The organism is Umezawaea sp. NPDC059074, from assembly GCF_042738955.1.
In the GTDB taxonomy this organism is placed as follows: domain Bacteria; phylum Actinomycetota; class Actinomycetes; order Mycobacteriales; family Pseudonocardiaceae; genus Umezawaea.
On record NZ_JBHYHC010000006.1, the window covers coordinates 1 to 15889 of the forward strand.

A 15889-nucleotide genomic window follows, 5' to 3' on the forward strand; every position below is an offset into this window, starting at 1 on the left:
GGGCTGGGTCGGTCAGGTGGTGGTCGACGGCTGGCTTGGGGTCTGAGGGAAGTGCTGTGTGGGGTGGTGGGATGTGGCTTTACCTGGGTTGCAGGGTGGTGGGGCTAGCATCGGCTTCTTGTGCGCCGTCTTCTTGCTGTGATTCCGGTTGTCCTGCTTGTTGGTTGTGGGGCTGGGCAGCCGCCTGCGCCTGTGCCTACCTCTGCGTTGCCCAAGGGTGAGTTGGCTGTGTTGGCCGAGTCGATCGCTGCGCGGCGGGCGGAGTTGAAGACCGCGAAGTTTCACACCGAAGGCTTTGCGTCTGATGGTGGGGCTACTGAGGTGCGGAATTCTGCTGATGGGGTGATCACGCAGGATGCTGGTGGTGGGGTGTACGGGGCCTTCACGTTGAACGTTGATACCGGTGGGGCTGCTCGGAAGATCGACATGGTGGTGTTGAAGGACAGTCTCTTCGCGCATCTTGACGGGGCTCCTATGCCTGCCGGGAAGAAGTGGGCTCAGTACACGGCTGCGAACAGTGGTGAGATTGTTGGGTTGTTGCGTGGGTTTGGGCCTTCTGGGATGGCTGGGGCTGAGCTTGATTACTTGAAACCGACTGCTGCGTTGGTGTTGCGGAAAGGGGCTGAGCAGCTCGATGGGGTTGCTGTGACTCGGTACGACATCGCTGTGGACACGGTGAAGATCGCCAAGTTGCTCGATGATCCGGATTTGCAGCTCCAGCACACGCAGTTGGCTGAGTACGGGGTGACGATCAGTGCGTTCGCGTGGGTGGATGCGACTGGGGTGCCGTTGAAGGCTGAGTATCGGTTTGAGCAGGATGGGAAAGTGGTGAAGAGTTCCACTACCCGTTTTAGTGAGTGGGGGAGTGCGGTGGAGGTTGTCGCGCCTCCTGTTGGGGAGACCGTGCCTGCTGATCAGTTGCCGAAGTAGGTTTGACGTGCGCCGGGTTGTTGCGGTCGTGGTTGCCTGTCTGGTGTTGGCGTCGTGCGGGACCTCTGTGGAGGACGTCGACCTGGGGGCGGTTGCCGCTCGGGTGCGGGCGCGGATGGATGAGAGTGGGTCTGCCTCCTATCGCACTGAGGCGACGGGGGTGGGTGATGGTGGTCGGAGTGTCGACACCGTGGTGGACGGGGTTTGGCGGCGGGACGCTGGTGGGGTTTCGGCGACCATGGCGGTGCGGACTACCAAGCCGGTGGTTGATGTCGTGGTGGCGCCTGGGGTGCTCTACTCGCGGGTTGCGGGGGCTGAGGCTTGGACGGTTGCCGAGGAGTCTGATCCTGAGGCGTACTTCGGTCCGCTTGGGGGACTTGGGTTGTCGTCCGAGGTAGGGGCTGAGCTCGACTTCCTGGATGCGCCTGGGGCTGTGGTGAAGGCGTCTGGGGCCGAGCGGGTGGACGGGGTGGATGCCACTCGGTACTCGGTGGAGGTTGATCCGGCCAAGGTCGCCGGGTCGCAGGCTGATCCGTTTCGGCGGAAGTTGCTTGACGATCTTGCTGGTGTGCGTCGTGCTGTGGGGGTGACGGTGTGGGTGGATGGGACTGGGTTGCCGGTGAAGGTGACCGCAGTTTTTCCGCTTGATGAGCGGCGGGAGTCGACTACTCGGTTCAGCGGGTGGGGGAAGCCGGTGGAGGTCGTGGTGCCGCGGGTCTAGTCCGAAGAGGACAGGGTGATCGCCTCGGCGCCGAAGTCGAAGCCGTCCGGGGGGACGGAGTGGGCCCAGTTGAGCCAGCCGCCGCGGTGTCTGGGGCGGGACGGTAGTTCGCCGTCCAGCAGGAGGGTGACGTAGCAGCCGTAGTCGATGGCGAAGCCGTCGTACAGGGTGCCGGGGTGGTGCTTGTCGACTATGCCGCGGCGCAGCACGTGCAGGAGGCGGGCGTCGTAGAGGACGTCCACCGCGGGGTGGTCGGCGTCCTCCGAGCGTTCCAGGAGGAACGTGCGGGAGCGGCGTTTGCCCACTACCTCGTCGACGAGTTTGCGCAGCGTGGCGCGGGCGGTCGGGTTGGAGTCTATGGCGGTCTGCTTGTCGCGGAGGTACCAGTCGCGGGCCGCTCGGCGGACGTCCTCCAGGTCGATCAGGTCGGAGTGGGCGTACTGGGCGGCCAGGGCGGCGATGTTGATGGCGTCGCGCGGCACGCCCTCGGCCGCACGGACGAGTTCCGGGAAGGCGTTGCGCTGGAAGGTCTGCTCGACGAACGCGGTGGTGTCGGTGGGCGCGGTCGGGCCGACCATGCGCACAAGCAACTCCTTGGAGTGGTTGAAGAACAGCTGGCCGAAGAACTCCTGCGCGTCCGTGCGGGCGCGGTTGAACACCAGGAAGTCGTCCAGGCTGACGGCCGTGGCGGCGTCGGCGCCCAGTTCGATGCCGACGTAGTCGCCCTCGGGGCCGGGGACGCTGAAGCGGGAGCGCCGTTCGATCGCCGCGATCTTCACGGTGATGCCCGTGACCGGCAGGACGCTGCGCCGCAGCAGGTCCGCCAGCAGCGGTTGGAGGTCCAGGGGGACGCTGCTCCACTCGTCCAGCAGCAGCCACAGCCTGCGGCGGCCCAGCGAGCGGCTGATGTCGCGCAGCGCCCTGCTCAACGGCCCGAACACGACGTGGTGGCGTTCCACGCCGGTGCGGCGGACGCGGTTCTCCGCCGACGCCGTGTGCCTGCGCTCGGCGGTGATCTTCGCCGACGGCGTGGGGCTGACGTCGAAGCCGTGCTTGGTCTCGCTGGAGCCCGCCGTCTTGGACTCCCGCTCCACCTCGCCGACCACCTCCACGACCGTGGCCGCCTCGGCGAGCGCGTCGAGCGAGCCGAGGAGCCGGTCCTCGGACTCGACGGCGAGCGCGAGCAGTTCGTCGTGGACGGCTTCCAGGGTGTCGACGAGCAGGTGCGTGCCGCGGGTGGCCGCGTCCGCCTCCGGTCCGCCGCTGGAGCCGATCGTGCGCAGGTCGAGGTACACGGCGATGTCGCCCGCGCGGTCGATCACGTCGCTGAGGTACTGCAACGCGTGCGTCTTCCCCGTGCCGCGACGGCCGTAGAGGACCTGGTGGTCGGTGGAGTGCAGCATCGCCGAGAACGAGCCCGCGCTGACGTAGGTGGTGGCGAGCGTGTGGCGGTCGGTGTTCTCGGCGCGCCTCGGGATCCGCATGAGGGCCTGGTTCAGGTGCCGCTGCCGGTTGGTCGTCATCGCGTTCCAGCGTGGCGTGAACCGAGGGGCGCCGATAGCGCCCATGTGGCGCAGGGGTCCCACTTTCGGGTGTGGCGTTGCGGCCCGGCGGGCGGGCGAAGTTGATCTAGCGTCCGGGCTCGTGCGTCGGATCCTTGGTGTGCTGGTCGTGGTGTCGCTGCTGCTCGGTGGGGTCGTGACCCCGACAACCGCGGCCAGGGCGCCGCGGCTGCTGAGCGACGGGCCCGCGCGGTACCCGCACGCGATCCGGTTGAGCGGCGGCGACGTCGTGGCGAGCGTCGACACCGGGGGCGGGGTGGCGGAGGTCTACCGCAGCGGCACCGGGGCGTCGTTCCGGCGGGTCGGGGTGATCGAGGACCCCGAGGCCGTGCGCGGGCTGTGCTGTGCGCACCTGTTCGAGCTGCCGCGCCGGGTCGGCGGGCTGGCGAAGGGGACGCTGCTGTGGGCGGGCAGCGTCGGGTACGCCTACGGCCGGATGATGACGCGGATCTGGCGCAGCGGCGACCGGGGGTCGTCGTGGAGCTACCTGTCGACGTGCGGGGTGTCGGTCGAGAACGGCGGGATGTGGGAGCCCGAGCTGTCCGTCGACGACGCCGGGCTGCTGGTGTGCCACTTCGCCGACGAGACCGTGCCGGGGCACAGCCAGGTGCTGGCCCGCACGACGTCGGCCGACGGGCTGACGTGGAGCGAGAAGGTGCTGACCGTGGCGGTGTCGCCGCGCGGGTACCGGCCGGGGATGCCGTACGTGCGGCGGCTGCCGGAGGGCGGGTACCTGATGACCTACGAGATCTGCGGGCAGCGGGGCCAGTACTTCTGCGAGGCCTACTTCCGGACGTCGCCGGACGGGGCCGACTGGGGCGACCCGGCGGACCCCGGCACCCCGGTGCACAGCGCCGACGGGCGGTACTTCGCGCACACGCCGACCGTGGAGCTCGGGCCCGGCGGGCGGATCGTCCTGATCGGACAGATGCTGATGGACCAGGACGGGAAGGTCGCCGACGGCAACGGGGCGACGCTGTTCGTGAGCGACAACGGTGCCGCGGGGCCGTGGGTGGAGGCGCCCGCGCCGGTGGCGGTGCCCAAGGCCCGCGACGTGAACTGCCCGAACTACCACCCGTCGCTGGTGGTGCTGAACGGTGGCCGGGACGTGCTGGAGCTGGCCAGCGACTACGACGAGGACGGCCGGTGCGTCGTCCGGTACGCCACGGGGGCGCTCCCGCCTCGCTGAGCACGAAGAACGCCCCGCCGAGCACGGCGGGGCGTTCTCGGAGCGGGGGTTACGCGTCCTTCGGCTTCTTCTGGATCGGCAGCTTCGCGGTGGGGGCGTCGCCGCCCGCCTGGACGCCGTTGGCCTTGGCCGCCTCTCGCGCCGCCTGGGGCTTGGTCTGCGGCTTCGCGGCCGAGGCGGTCGACCCGGTCGACGCCCTCGACGCGGTCGGGTCGTCGGGCAGCGGGCCCAGCACGGACACCGCCTGGAGCACGGCCGCCTGCGCCGCGGCGAACTGCTCGGTCAACGACTGGTGCATGGTCCGCAGCGTCGTGACCCGCTCGTCCGCCTCGGTCACGCGCTTGCCCGCGTGCTCGTCGGCGTCCCGGACCGTCTTGTCGGCCCGCTCCTCCGCCTCGCGCACGGTCTTTGCCGCGTGGTCGTCGGCCTCGCGCACGGTCTTCGCGGCGTGCTGGTCGGCGTCGCGGACGGCCTTCTCGGCCCGGCCGGTCGCGTCCGCGGTCAGCTTCTCGACCTTGGCCAGCGCCTCGGACTCCAGCTCGGCCAGCAGCTTCTCCGACTCGGCCTTCTTCGCGGCCAGCGACTCGGCGAGGCCCTTCTCGGCCGCCGCCCGCTTCGCCTCGGAGTCGGCGGCGATCTTCTCGGCCGCCTGCTTCGCCTCGACGACGTGCCGCTCGTGCTCCTTCTGGAGCTTCATGCGCAGGTCGTCGTACTCCTTGTCCAGGTCGTCGTGGTACTTCTTGTACTTCTGCTCCAGCGCCACGCGGGTCTTCTCGAGCTCGGCCGCCTTGGCGTCGAACTCGGTGGTCACGCGCTCGGCCTCGGCGCGGGTCTCCGCCAGCAGGGCGTTGTGCTCGGTCGTGAGCTTGGTCCGCAGCTCCTGCTGCTCGGTCTCCAGCTCGGCCTTGCGCTGGTCGAACTTCTTGTCGAGCTCGATCCGGTGCTGCTGGTGCTGCTGCTCCAGCTGCCTGCGCCGGTCGTCGGTCTCGGCGTTCTTGCGCTGGTGCAGGGCCTTCTGCTCGGCCGCGAACCGGTCCGCCTCGGCGCGGGTGGCGTTGGCGTGGTCGACCGCCGCCTTGCGGATGTCGGCGATCTCCTCCTCGGCGAGGCCCATCATGATGCGGACGCGCTCGGTGACGTTGGAGGCGCTGATGGGCGCGGCGGCCAGGTTCGAGAGCTGCGCCTTGACCTTGTCCAGCTCGGCTCTCGCCCCCGCCACGACCTTCGACAGCTCGGCCACCTGCGCGGCGGCGGCGTCACGGCTGCGACTGGCGTTCTTGAGGTCGAACTCCAGTCGGGTGACGCGTTCGTTGACCTGACGCTGGTTGTACCCGCGCAGGACGACGTCGAAGTGAGCTGTGCGGGCAGCTGTCTGCCCATTCCCATCGGGCCCGGCCATGGGGGCAACACTACCGAGGTTTCCGACCGTTAAGTCACCCGAAGCGGCGAATCCCACCGCATCAGCGCAACCGCGTGGGTACCGCCGTGAAGAGGGCCACACCTACTGCATTCGACGCAACCTCGGCGGGTTTCGGTTACCGGACGTGACGTCCCGGTGATCGGGCGCTAACGCGGCTGCTCCTCCCAGGGGCTGCGCGAGGCGCTCGGCTGCGGCAGACTCTCAGACCATGGCCCCAGCTCACGGCGGGGGCCGACGGGCCACTTGACCGTGCCGCGAACCGATCAGGATGACGTCCGTCACGTGAGATGGAACTCCCGAGGGGCGGGAAGCGCACGGTAACGTGCCGACGACCCAGTCGAGTAACCGGGAGGGAACGCCGCTATGTTCCGCAAGGTCCTTGTCGCGAACCGCGGCGAGATCGCGATCCGGGCGTTTCGAGCCGCCTACGAACTGGGCGCGGGGACGGTCGCCGTCTTCCCGCACGAGGACCGGAACTCGCTGCACCGGTTGAAGGCCGACGAGTCCTACCAGATCGGCGATCCGGGCCACCCGGTCCGCGCCTACCTGTCGGTCGAGGAGATCATCAAGGCCGCCCGCCAGGCGGGGGCCGACGCGGTCTACCCCGGTTACGGCTTCCTGTCCGAGAACCCGGAGCTGGCGCAGGCGTGCAAGGACGCGGGCATCACGTTCGTCGGCCCGCCGACCGAGGTGCTGGAGCTGACCGGCAACAAGGCGCGCGCGATCGCGGCCGCCCGCGAGGCCGGGCTGCCGGTGCTGGAGTCGTCCGCGCCGTCGGCCGACCTGGACGAGCTGCTGGCCGCCGCCGAGGGCATCAACTTCCCCGTGTTCGTCAAGGCCGTCGCCGGTGGTGGCGGTCGAGGCATGCGGCGCGTGGAGGACCCGTCGACGCTGCGCGAGTCCCTCGAGGCCGCCATGCGCGAGGCCGAGTCCGCCTTCGGCGACCCGACCATGTTCATCGAGCAGGCCGTGGTCGAGCCCCGCCACATCGAGGTGCAGATCCTCGCCGACGGCGAGGGCACCGTGATCCACCTGTTCGAGCGCGACTGCTCGGTGCAGCGGCGTCACCAGAAGGTCATCGAGATCGCGCCCGCGCCGAACCTCGCGCCGGAGATCCGCGACCGCATGTGCGCCCACGCCGTGGCGTTCGCGAGGCACATCGGCTACCGCAACGCGGGCACGGTCGAGTTCCTGCTCGACCCGAACGGCAACTACGTCTTCATCGAGATGAACCCGCGCATCCAGGTCGAGCACACGGTCACCGAGGAGGTGACCGACGTCGACCTCGTGCAGTCGCAGATGCTCATCGCGAGCGGCTCCACGCTGGCCGACCTCAACCTGAGCCAGGAGACCGTGCAGCTGCGCGGCGCGGCCCTCCAGTGCCGCATCACCACCGAGGACCCGGCCAACGGCTTCCGCCCGGACACCGGCGTGATCAGCGCGTACCGCTCGCCCGGCGGCTCCGGCATCCGGCTCGACGGCGGCACGATCGGCGCGGGCACGGCCATCGGCGCGCACTTCGACTCGATGCTGGTGAAGCTCACCTGCCGCGGCCGGACGTTCGCCGCCGCGGTGGCCCGCTCCCGCCGCGCGGTCGCGGAGTTCCGCATCCGCGGCGTGTCCACGAACATCCCGTTCCTCCAGGCGGTGCTCGACGACCCGGACTTCTACGAGGGCCGCGTCACGACGTCGTTCATCGAGAAGCGCCCGCACCTGCTGACCGCCCGCCACTCCGCCGACCGCGGCACCAGGATCCTCACCTACCTGGCCGACGTGACGGTGAACAAGCCGAACGGCGAGCGCCCGGCGAGCATCGACCCGCGCGACAAGCTGCCGCTGGTGGACCTCAAGGCCGAGCCCGTGCCCGGCTCCAAGCAGCGGCTCGCCGAGCTGGGCCCGGAGGGCTTCGCCGCGTGGCTGCGCAACAGCCGCGCGGTCGGCGTCACCGACACGACGTTCCGCGACGCCCACCAGTCGCTGCTCGCGACCCGAGTGCGCACGAAGGACCTGCTCGCCGTCGCGCCGCACGTGGCCCGGCTGACGCCGGAGCTGCTGTCGCTGGAGGCGTGGGGCGGCGCGACCTACGACGTGGCGCTGCGGTTCCTCGCCGAGGACCCGTGGGAACGGCTCGCGCAGCTCCGCGAGGCCGTGCCGAACATCAACCTCCAGATGCTGCTCCGCGGGCGCAACACCGTCGGGTACACGCCGTACCCGGCCGCGGTGACGTCGGCGTTCGTGCAGGAGGCGACGAAGACCGGCATCGACATCTTCCGGATCTTCGACGCGCTCAACGACGTGGAGCAGATGCGGCCCGCGATCGAGGCCGTGCGCGAGACCGGGACGGCCGTCGCCGAGGTGGCGCTCTGCTACACCTCGGACCTGTCCGACCCGGACGAGCGCCTCTACACGCTCGACTACTACCTCAAGCTCGCCGAGCAGATCGTCGGCGCGGGCGCGCACGTGCTGTGCGTCAAGGACATGGCCGGACTGCTCCGCGCGCCCGCCGCGTCCCGGCTGATCACGGCCCTGCGCAAGGAGTTCGACCTCCCCGTCCACCTGCACACCCACGACACGGCGGGCGGCCAGCTCGCCACCTACCTGGCCGCGATCCAGGCGGGCGTGGACGCGGTGGACGGCGCGGCGGCCTCGATGGCGGGCACGACGTCGCAGCCCGCGCTGTCGTCGATCGTCGCCGCGACCGACCACACCGACCGCGCCACCGGGCTCGACCTGGAGGCCGTGTGCGACCTGGAGCCGTACTGGGAGGCGACCCGGCGGATCTACGCGCCGTTCGAGTCGGGCCTGCCCGCGCCGACCGGCCGCGTCTACAAGCACGAGATCCCCGGCGGCCAGCTCTCGAACCTGCGCACGCAGGCCGTGGCGCTCGGGCTCGGCCAGCGGTTCGAGGACATCGAGGCCGTCTACGCCGCCGCCGACCGGATGCTCGGCCACCTGGTGAAGGTGACGCCGTCGTCCAAGGTCGTCGGCGACCTCGCGCTGCACCTCGTCGGCGCGGGCGTGACCCCGGCCGAGTTCGAGGCGGACCCCGGCAAGTTCGACATCCCGGCGTCGGTGATCGGCTTCCTGCACGGCGAGCTGGGCGACCCGCCCGGCGGCTGGCCGGAGCCGTTCCGCACCAAGGCGCTCCAGGGCCGCTCGGCCCCCAAGGGCGTCGAGGAGCTGTCCGAAGCGGACACGAAGGGCCTGGAGACGGACCGCCGCGGCACGCTGAACCGGCTGCTGTTCCCCGCGCCGACCAAGGAGTACCTGGCGCACCGCGAGGCCTACGGCGACACGTCCGTGCTGCGCAGTAAGGACTTCTTCTACGGCCTCAAGCCGGGCGAGGAGTACTCGGTCGACCTGGAGCCCGGCGTGCGGCTGCTGATCGGCCTGGAGGCCATCGGCGAGGCGGACGAGCGCGGCATGCGCACCGTCATGGCCACGCTCAACGGCCAGCTGCGGCCGATCTCGGTCCGTGACCGGTCCATCGCGGCCGAGGTCCCGGCCGCCGAGAAGGCCGACCGCTCCAACCAGAACCACGTGGCCGCGCCGTTCGCGGGCGTCGTCACGCCGTCGGTCGCCGAGGGCGACACCGTCGAGGCGGGCCAGACCGTCGCGACGATCGAGGCGATGAAGATGGAGGCCTCGATCACCGCGGCCAAGGCGGGCACGGTCGCGCGCCTCGCCGTGCGGGCCGTGCAGCAGGTCGAGGGTGGTGACCTGCTGATCGTCCTCCAGTAGCACCGGACCACCGACGGGTGCCCTCCGCCGCGCCGAGCAGCGGAGGGCACCCGTTCGGCTGCTCCAGGCGTGTGGCGTCGTTCCACCGTCCGGGTCACGTGCCCGAAATCCGGGTCCGCGACCCCCAGCATGGAGTGCTCCCCACCCCCAGAGGAGCACCGTGTTGGACGAAGCCGCCACCCGCGTCCCGCCCCTCAGCCCGGACGACGAGGACCTCCGCTCGCTGCTGCGCGCCGAGTTCGCCGCCCGCTGGCCCGACTCCCGAGCGCTCGACCCGGTCGACCGCTACGCCCTGATCCCCGTCGGCTCGCTCCTGCGCTCGCTGCTGGTGCTGCGCGCCGCGCTCGCCGTCGGCGGCGACCTGCACCGCGTGCTGCCCGCCGCGATCGGCGTGGAGTGCGTCCACGTCGGCAGCCTCGTCCACGAGGGTCTGATGGGCCGCGACGACATCCGGCACGGCCGCGTGGCCGTGCACCGCCGCTTCGGCCCGGAACGGGCGATCGTCGCCGCCACCTCGCTGACGTTCCGCGGCTTCGGCCTCATCGACGAGTGCCGCGACCGCGGGGCGACCGCCGACCAGGTCGCCGAGGCCACCCGGATCCAGGCCGAGGCGGGCGTCCAGGCCAGCCGCGGCGCGGAACTCGCCCTCGCGCTGGCCGAGGATTCCCCGCGCGCCCCCGCGGAATACCTGCGGATCGCGAAGCTCAAGACGACCGTCCTCGCGGCCGCCTGCCGCATCGGCGCGGTGCTCGGCGGGGCCACCCCGGAGCAGGCCCGCGCGCTCGCCGGATTCGGCGAAAACCTGGGGATGGCAACACATCTGCGCGCCGACGCGGCCCCGATGCGGCTGCCGTCGACCGAGCGGCTGGTGCAGCAGTACGGGGGTCGGGCGCGGCGCAAGCTGCGCCGCCTGCCGGTGGGGGCCAGTCGCGATCGTTTGGCGCAGTTGACCAAGTTGTGCTGATGCTGTGAGAACCTCGCGTTCATGGACGACCGCTACCAGACGATCGCTGACATCGAAGCGACCGAGCAGGAGGCCCCGCACCTGGCCCAGGAGGTGGTCGACTGGCTGGTCGAGATCGGCGTCGTGGTCAAGGAGCGGACCAACTGCGCCTGTGGCATAGGTCACGCGCCCGGCCCGAACTTCGACCGCGCCGTCGTGAACGGCGACGAGGAGCTGCGGACGCTGGCCTGGAACGGGCTCCGCGTGGAGGTCGGCCGTGCCGTCTACTACGCCAAAGCGCCTGATCAGGCCATCTTCTGCCCGCACTGCGAAGCCGAGATCGACCTCGACCGGATCGCCGACGCCTTCGAGGAGTGGCAGCACGGGGCCGACGGCACCCGGCCGTGCCCCATCTGCACCAGGGAACTGGATCCGAACGGCTGGCGTTGGGAACCACCGTGGGGCTTCGGCGCGCTGGGACTGACGTTCTGGAACTGGCCGCCGCTGCGCCCCGAGTTCGTCCTTGAGCTGTCGGCCCGTCTCGGCCACCGGACCGTGCTGGTCGCCGACAAGCTCTGAGGCCACATGCATGTGACGATGGCCTGGCGGAACGGTGGAGGTGCCATGAGGAAGACCACGGGCGCGGTGCTCGGTTTGGCGGCGGCTGGACTCGCGTGGGCGGTGCGCGGCGTGCCCGCGGCGTTGGGCGGCAAGCCCGACCCCGCGCAGCTGCGCCGGTCGCCCCGCTTCCGCGACGGCACGTTCCACAACGTCAAGAAGACCAGCACCGCGCCGAACGAGGAGAGCGCGGGCGTCTTCCGCGAGTTCCTCTTCGGCGGCGGCCGCCGCAAGCCGTCCGGCCCGGTGCCGCTGGTCGGCCCGCCGTCCGGCCCGACGAGCGCCGAGGGCCTGCACGTCACCTGGTACGGCCACGCGTCGTCGCTGGTGGAGATCGACGGCGCCCGCGTGCTGCTGGACCCGATCTGGTCCGACCGCTGCTCGCCGTCGGAACTGGTCGGCCCCAAGCGGTTGCACCCCGTGCCGCACGAGCTGACCGACCTGCCGCCGATCGACGCCGTCGTGATCTCGCACGACCACTACGACCACCTCGACCTGCCGACCGTGCGGGCGCTGACCGAGTCCGAGACGGCCCCGTTCGTGGTGCCGCTGGGCATCGGCGCGCACCTTCGCCGGTGGGGCGTGCCGGAGTCGCGGATCGTCGAGCTGGACTGGGACGAGCACCACGAGGTCGCCGGGATCCGGCTGACCGCGACGGCCGCGCAGCACTTCTCCGGCCGGGGGTTCAAGCGCGACACCACGTTGTGGGCGTCGTGGGTGATCGCGGGCCCGGACCACCGGGTGTTCTACAGCGGTGACACGGGGTACTTCGACGGCTACGCCGACATCGGCGCGACCTACGGCCCGTTCGACGCGTCCCTGGTGCAGATCGGCGCGTACAGCGTCGGCTGGCCGGACATCCACATGACGCCCGAGGAAGGCGTGCGCGCGCACCTCGCCCTCAACGGCGGCCTGCTGATCCCCGTGCACTGGGCCACGTTCAACCTGTCCGTGCACGACTGGTCCGAGCCCGTCGACCGGGTGTGGCGCGAGACCAAGGCCAACGGCATCGACCTGGCCGTGCCACGGCCGGGCGAACGCGTCGACGTGAACGACCCACCCGCGGTGGACGGTTGGTGGCAGGCACTTGCCTGAGGTCCACTCCGTCCCGCAGCGGCAGGGCGCGGTCGTGGCCCGCGCCGTGTCGCTGCCGTCGGGCGGGCGGGCGCTCGCCAAGCTCACCGGCGAGGTCCTGGGCGCGGACGTGCGCGCGATCCCGGTGGGGGAGCAGGAAACCCCGGTCGTGGACGGCATCGCCAACCGCGCCGCGCTGCTGGAGAACCGCGCCGCGCAACGGGTGGCGCTGAAGACCCGGTCGAAGGTGCTGACCATCGGCGGCGACTGCGGCGTCGAACTGGAGCCGATCCGCGCCGCCCGCGAGCGCTACGGCCACACGCTCGCGCTCGCCTGGTTCGACGCCCACGGCGACCTGCACACCCCCGACACCTCGCCGTCGCACGCGTTCCACGGCATGGTCCTGCGCGCCGCGATGGGCGAGGGCGACCCGGACTTCGTGGCCGACCCGCGCATCGGCGGCGGCCGCACCGTGCTGCTGGGCGCGCGGTCGATGGAGCCCGCCGAACGCGAGCAGGTGTGGCGCCAGACCGTGCGCTACCTGCCCGTGCACGCGGCGAGGCGGTCGACGATGGCGGGCAACGCCGTCCTGGAGACCGGCGACCCGGACGAGGTCTACCTGCACGTCGACCTCGACGTCCTGGACCCGGCCGAGTTCGACGGCGTGAGCTGCCCGACACCGGGCGGCCTGACCGTCGCCGAACTGGTGGGCTCGATCCGCGCCATCGCCGCGACCACCCCGGTCGTCGGCGCGGGCATCACCGAGTGCGCCACCGATGACCCCGAGGCCCTGCGCGCGCTCGTCCCGCTGCTCGAAGCCGTCGGGGCGTGCCTGGGCTTCGGCGCGCACCTGGGACGATAGGACTCGTGACGAGGATCGTGGCCGGTTCGGCCGGTGGCCGCCGCCTGCAAGTGCCCCCGAAGGTGACCCGCCCCACCTCCGACCGCGTGCGCGAGGCGATGTTCAGCGCCCTCGAGGTCGTCCTGGACCTCGACGACCTGCGCGTCCTCGACCTCTACGCGGGCTCGGGCGCACTCGGCTTCGAGGCCCTCTCCCGAGGAGCGCGGTCCGCCACCTTCGTGGAGGCCGACCGCAGGGCGGCGGACATCCTCCGCGCCAACGCCAAGGACCTGCGTTTCCCCGAGGTCACGGTCATCGCCCGCCCCGCCGAGTCGGTGGTCGCCGTCACCGCCGAAACCCCGTTCGACCTGGTCTTCGCCGACCCGCCGTACGCGATCACCGACGCCCAGCTCGCCAAGGTCCTCGACGGCCTCGTTCTCAACGGCTGGACCACCCCAGGCACGGTCCTCATCGTCGAACGCGCGTCCCGCAGCCCCCGCCCCCTGTGGCCGTCCCCGGTGGAATCCTTGCGCGACAAGCGTTACGGCGACACCACCCTCTACTGGGCGGAACACCGCACCCCATCGGGGTGATCAGCGACACGGACCCCTCTGGCCGCGTCCGATCGGGTGCTACCGTCCAAAACCATGACGCGTGCCGTGTGCCCCGGCTCCTACGACCCGGTCACCAACGGACACCTGGACATCATCGGCAGAGCGGCGAAGCTCTTCGACGAGGTCGTCGTCGCCGTGCTCATCAACAAGAACAAGAAGACCCTGTTCTCGGTTGAGGAGCGCACGGACATGCTCGCCGAGGTCACCTCGCAGTGGCCGAACGTCCGCATCGACTCGTGGCACGGCCTCCTGGTCGACTACTGCCGCGAACACGACATCAAGGCCATCGTCAAAGGCCTGCGCGCCGTGAGCGACTACGACTACGAGCTGCAGATGGCCCAGATGAACCACCAGCTCAGCGGCGTGGACACGCTGTTCATGCCGACGAACCCGATCTACAGCTTCCTGGCCAGCTCGCTGGTGAAGGACGTGGCGACGTACGGCGGAGACGTCTCGACCCTGCTGCCCCCCACCATCGAACGCCGCCTCATGCAACGCCTCGAAGAACGCCGATAGCCGGCAAAGGCACCAGCTCAACCACCAGGCAACAAGCCGACTGGTGACCGCGACAAGAGTGGCGCGGGGCTTGGCGGCCACGACGGGGCCAGCGGGCCAGCTGGTGACCGGGACAAGAGTGGCGCCGGGGCTTGGTGGCCGCGATGGGACCAGCGGGCCAGTTGGTGACCGCGACAAGAGTGGCGCCGAGGCTTGGCGGCCACGACGGGATCGGCGGGCCAGTTGGTGAGCACGGCGGTGCTGACAGCTAGCTGGTGACCACGGCGGGACGAGCGGGGCGGCCACGGAACGTGGCCGATTTTACTCGGGGGTTTTGCCCCTTAAAATTTGTCGGGCGGCAAGCTTTCCACCTGCCGTTTTGGCCCGACAAAGGGGCAAAACGAGGGGTCCCCGAGTCAAATCGGCCACAGCACGCTGGAACGAGCGCCACCGGGTGACCCACCTGGATCAAGAGCCACCTGGGCGACCCAGCGGAATCAAGAGCCGCAAGGTGACCACGCTGGACCAAGAGCCGCAGGAGTGATCCGGCTGGATCAAGAGCCGCCGGGGGACCACGCCGGGACGAGCAGCCACCGAAACGAACCACGCCGGAACCCACACCCGCCACCCAGCCCAAAAACACGCTCCGCAGAGGTCCCCCATCGAGCAGGACCCCCCGACGCACAACCTACAACCCACCACCGACAAAACCCGGTTCACCCGATCAGGCGAAACCCAAGAACCCCCAGCTCACAGCGCCATCTTCATCCCCAGGTGCGACCCCACGAACCCCAACCGCTCGTAGAACCGATGCGCCTCCACCCGCGAAGCGTCGGTGGTCAACTGCACCAACCCGCACCCCCGCCCCCGTGCCTCTTCAACAGCCCACAGCACCAACCGCTCACCCAGCCGATTCCCCCGCTGATCCCGCCGCACCCGCACCGCCTCGATCACCCCGCGGGTCATCCCCACCCGCGACAGCCCCGGGATCACCGTCAGCTGCAACGTCCCCACCACCTCCCCACCGACATCCACGACCGCCAACACCTGCCGCGGATCACCGACGATCTCCCGGAACGCCGCCAGGTACCCCGGATCCCCTGGCGCTTCCCGCCCAGCCCCCAGCGGGTCGTCGGCCAGCATCTCCACGATCGCCGGAACATCACCCTCGACAGCGACCCTGATAGTGAACTCCACGCACCCAACCCATCACTCTCGGTTAATGACACCGCCATGATCACCCATTAGCGTGCATGACCATGAGCCCCTACACCTCGCGAACCGCGACCACGGTGCTAGCCCTGCTGCTCACCCTGTTCACCACCTTCGGCACCGCAACTGCCGTCCCCCAGGCCCAAGCCCAGCCGGCCTGCGGCGTCACCTCCGGCTTCCCGAAGGCGGCGCTCTCCTCCCTCCCGACCCAGGCCACGGACACCGTCCGCCTGATCCAGCGCGGCGGCCCCTACCCGTACTCCCAGGACGGCGCCACCTTCCAGAACCGGGAGAAGATCCTCCCGGCCTGCTCCACCGGCTACTACCACGAGTACACCGTCAAAACGCCCGGCTCCTCCACCCGCGGCGCGCGCCGCATCATCACCGGCAACGGCGGCGAGTACTTCTACACGGCGGACCACTACGCGAGCTTCAAGCTCGTCGACATCGGCAGGTAAAACCGGACACGCCCTGCCGATCTCCCCACCAGGGTGGGACCGGCAGGGCAGACTGGTCCGGTACTGGACTT

General features: G+C 70.5%; 14 protein-coding genes. 11 read left to right on the forward strand and 3 right to left on the reverse strand.

The features are described 5' to 3' along the window. The first annotated feature begins 231 nt into the window (after window positions 1-231). Window positions 232-930: a hypothetical protein gene (locus ACFWW9_RS04350; RefSeq protein WP_390371235.1), complete on the forward strand. Its 699-nt coding sequence runs from the start codon at window positions 232-234 to the stop codon at window positions 928-930. A gap of 7 nt (window positions 931-937) precedes the next feature. Beyond that, window positions 938-1651, forward strand: coding sequence for a hypothetical protein (locus tag ACFWW9_RS04355; RefSeq protein ID WP_390371236.1), 714 nt, complete (start codon window positions 938-940; stop codon window positions 1649-1651). Here the strand turns inward: ACFWW9_RS04355 and ACFWW9_RS04360 are convergent. After that, window positions 1648-3174 (reverse strand): hypothetical protein, encoded by a 1527-nt coding sequence (locus ACFWW9_RS04360; protein WP_390371238.1) that lies wholly within the window; start codon window positions 3172-3174, stop codon window positions 1648-1650. The two genes, ACFWW9_RS04355 and ACFWW9_RS04360, sit on opposite strands and share 4 nt — an antisense overlap. Window positions 3175-3295: 121 nt before the next feature. On the opposite strand from ACFWW9_RS04360, the gene ACFWW9_RS04365 reads away from it, so the two are divergent. Beyond that, complete coding sequence (locus ACFWW9_RS04365; protein WP_390371240.1) at window positions 3296-4402, forward strand: exo-alpha-sialidase; 1107 nt, start codon at window positions 3296-3298, stop codon at window positions 4400-4402. 49 nt (window positions 4403-4451) lie between these two features. Here ACFWW9_RS04365 and ACFWW9_RS04370 read toward each other — a convergent pair whose 3' ends face one another. After that, window positions 4452-5801 (reverse strand): hypothetical protein, encoded by a 1350-nt coding sequence (locus ACFWW9_RS04370; protein WP_390371242.1) that lies wholly within the window; start codon window positions 5799-5801, stop codon window positions 4452-4454. Window positions 5802-6185: 384 nt separating this feature from the next. On the opposite strand from ACFWW9_RS04370, the gene ACFWW9_RS04375 reads away from it, so the two are divergent. From ACFWW9_RS04375 to coaD, 7 genes are all read left to right on the forward strand, one after another. Further along, entirely contained in the window at window positions 6186-9563 is a 3378-nt protein-coding gene (locus ACFWW9_RS04375; RefSeq protein ID WP_390371244.1) for a pyruvate carboxylase, read from the forward strand. 160 nt (window positions 9564-9723) lie between these two features. Then, entirely contained in the window at window positions 9724-10527 is an 804-nt protein-coding gene (locus ACFWW9_RS04380) for a polyprenyl synthetase family protein (RefSeq protein ID WP_390371246.1), read from the forward strand. A 21-nt stretch (window positions 10528-10548) separates the two neighbouring features. Next, the gene (locus ACFWW9_RS04385; RefSeq protein ID WP_390371248.1) at window positions 10549-11085 is read left to right on the forward strand and encodes a hypothetical protein; all 537 of its coding nucleotides are present in this window, start codon (window positions 10549-10551) and stop codon (window positions 11083-11085) included. A gap of 45 nt (window positions 11086-11130) precedes the next feature. Next, window positions 11131-12219, forward strand: coding sequence for an MBL fold metallo-hydrolase (locus ACFWW9_RS04390; protein WP_390371250.1), 1089 nt, complete (start codon window positions 11131-11133; stop codon window positions 12217-12219). Next, entirely contained in the window at window positions 12212-13060 is an 849-nt protein-coding gene (locus ACFWW9_RS04395; protein WP_390371251.1) for an arginase family protein, read from the forward strand. The genes ACFWW9_RS04390 and ACFWW9_RS04395 overlap by 8 nt, the downstream gene beginning before the upstream one ends. A gap of 5 nt (window positions 13061-13065) precedes the next feature. Then, complete coding sequence (gene rsmD / locus ACFWW9_RS04400; RefSeq protein ID WP_390371253.1) at window positions 13066-13632, forward strand: 16S rRNA (guanine(966)-N(2))-methyltransferase RsmD; 567 nt, start codon at window positions 13066-13068, stop codon at window positions 13630-13632. A gap of 54 nt (window positions 13633-13686) precedes the next feature. After that, window positions 13687-14169: a pantetheine-phosphate adenylyltransferase gene (gene coaD, locus ACFWW9_RS04405; protein WP_259625715.1), complete on the forward strand. Its 483-nt coding sequence runs from the start codon at window positions 13687-13689 to the stop codon at window positions 14167-14169. Window positions 14170-14898: 729 nt separating this feature from the next. Here the strand turns inward: coaD and ACFWW9_RS04410 are convergent. Beyond that, window positions 14899-15291 carry a GNAT family N-acetyltransferase gene (locus ACFWW9_RS04410; protein ID WP_390371594.1) on the reverse strand — a complete coding sequence of 131 codons (393 nt, stop codon included), beginning with the start codon at window positions 15289-15291 and terminating at the stop codon, window positions 14899-14901. 116 nt (window positions 15292-15407) lie between these two features. Here ACFWW9_RS04410 and ACFWW9_RS04415 point away from each other — a divergent pair, with 116 nt between their 5' ends. Beyond that, window positions 15408-15818, forward strand: a complete 411-nt coding sequence (locus ACFWW9_RS04415; RefSeq protein ID WP_390371255.1) for a ribonuclease domain-containing protein — start codon at window positions 15408-15410, stop codon at window positions 15816-15818. Window positions 15819-15889: the final 71 nt, after the last annotated feature.

Bases quoted from the DNA above. Each gene is read 5' to 3' on its own strand.
- ACFWW9_RS04370 (WP_390371242.1), bottom strand. From the start codon at position 5,801: ATGGCCGGGCCCGATGGGAATGGGCAGACAGCTGCCCGCACAGCTCAC.
- ACFWW9_RS04390 (WP_390371250.1), top strand. From the start codon at position 11,131: ATGAGGAAGACCACGGGCGCGGTGCTCGGTTTGGCGGCGGCTGGACTC.
- ACFWW9_RS04385 (WP_390371248.1), top strand. From the start codon at position 10,549: ATGGACGACCGCTACCAGACGATCGCTGACATCGAAGCGACCGAGCAG.
- ACFWW9_RS04410 (WP_390371594.1), bottom strand. From the start codon at position 15,291: ATGCTGGCCGACGACCCGCTGGGGGCTGGGCGGGAAGCGCCAGGGGAT.
- coaD (WP_259625715.1), top strand. From the start codon at position 13,687: ATGACGCGTGCCGTGTGCCCCGGCTCCTACGACCCGGTCACCAACGGA.
- ACFWW9_RS04415 (WP_390371255.1), top strand. From the start codon at position 15,408: ATGAGCCCCTACACCTCGCGAACCGCGACCACGGTGCTAGCCCTGCTG.
- ACFWW9_RS04360 (WP_390371238.1), bottom strand. From the start codon at position 3,174: ATGACGACCAACCGGCAGCGGCACCTGAACCAGGCCCTCATGCGGATC.
- ACFWW9_RS04375 (WP_390371244.1), top strand. From the start codon at position 6,186: ATGTTCCGCAAGGTCCTTGTCGCGAACCGCGGCGAGATCGCGATCCGG.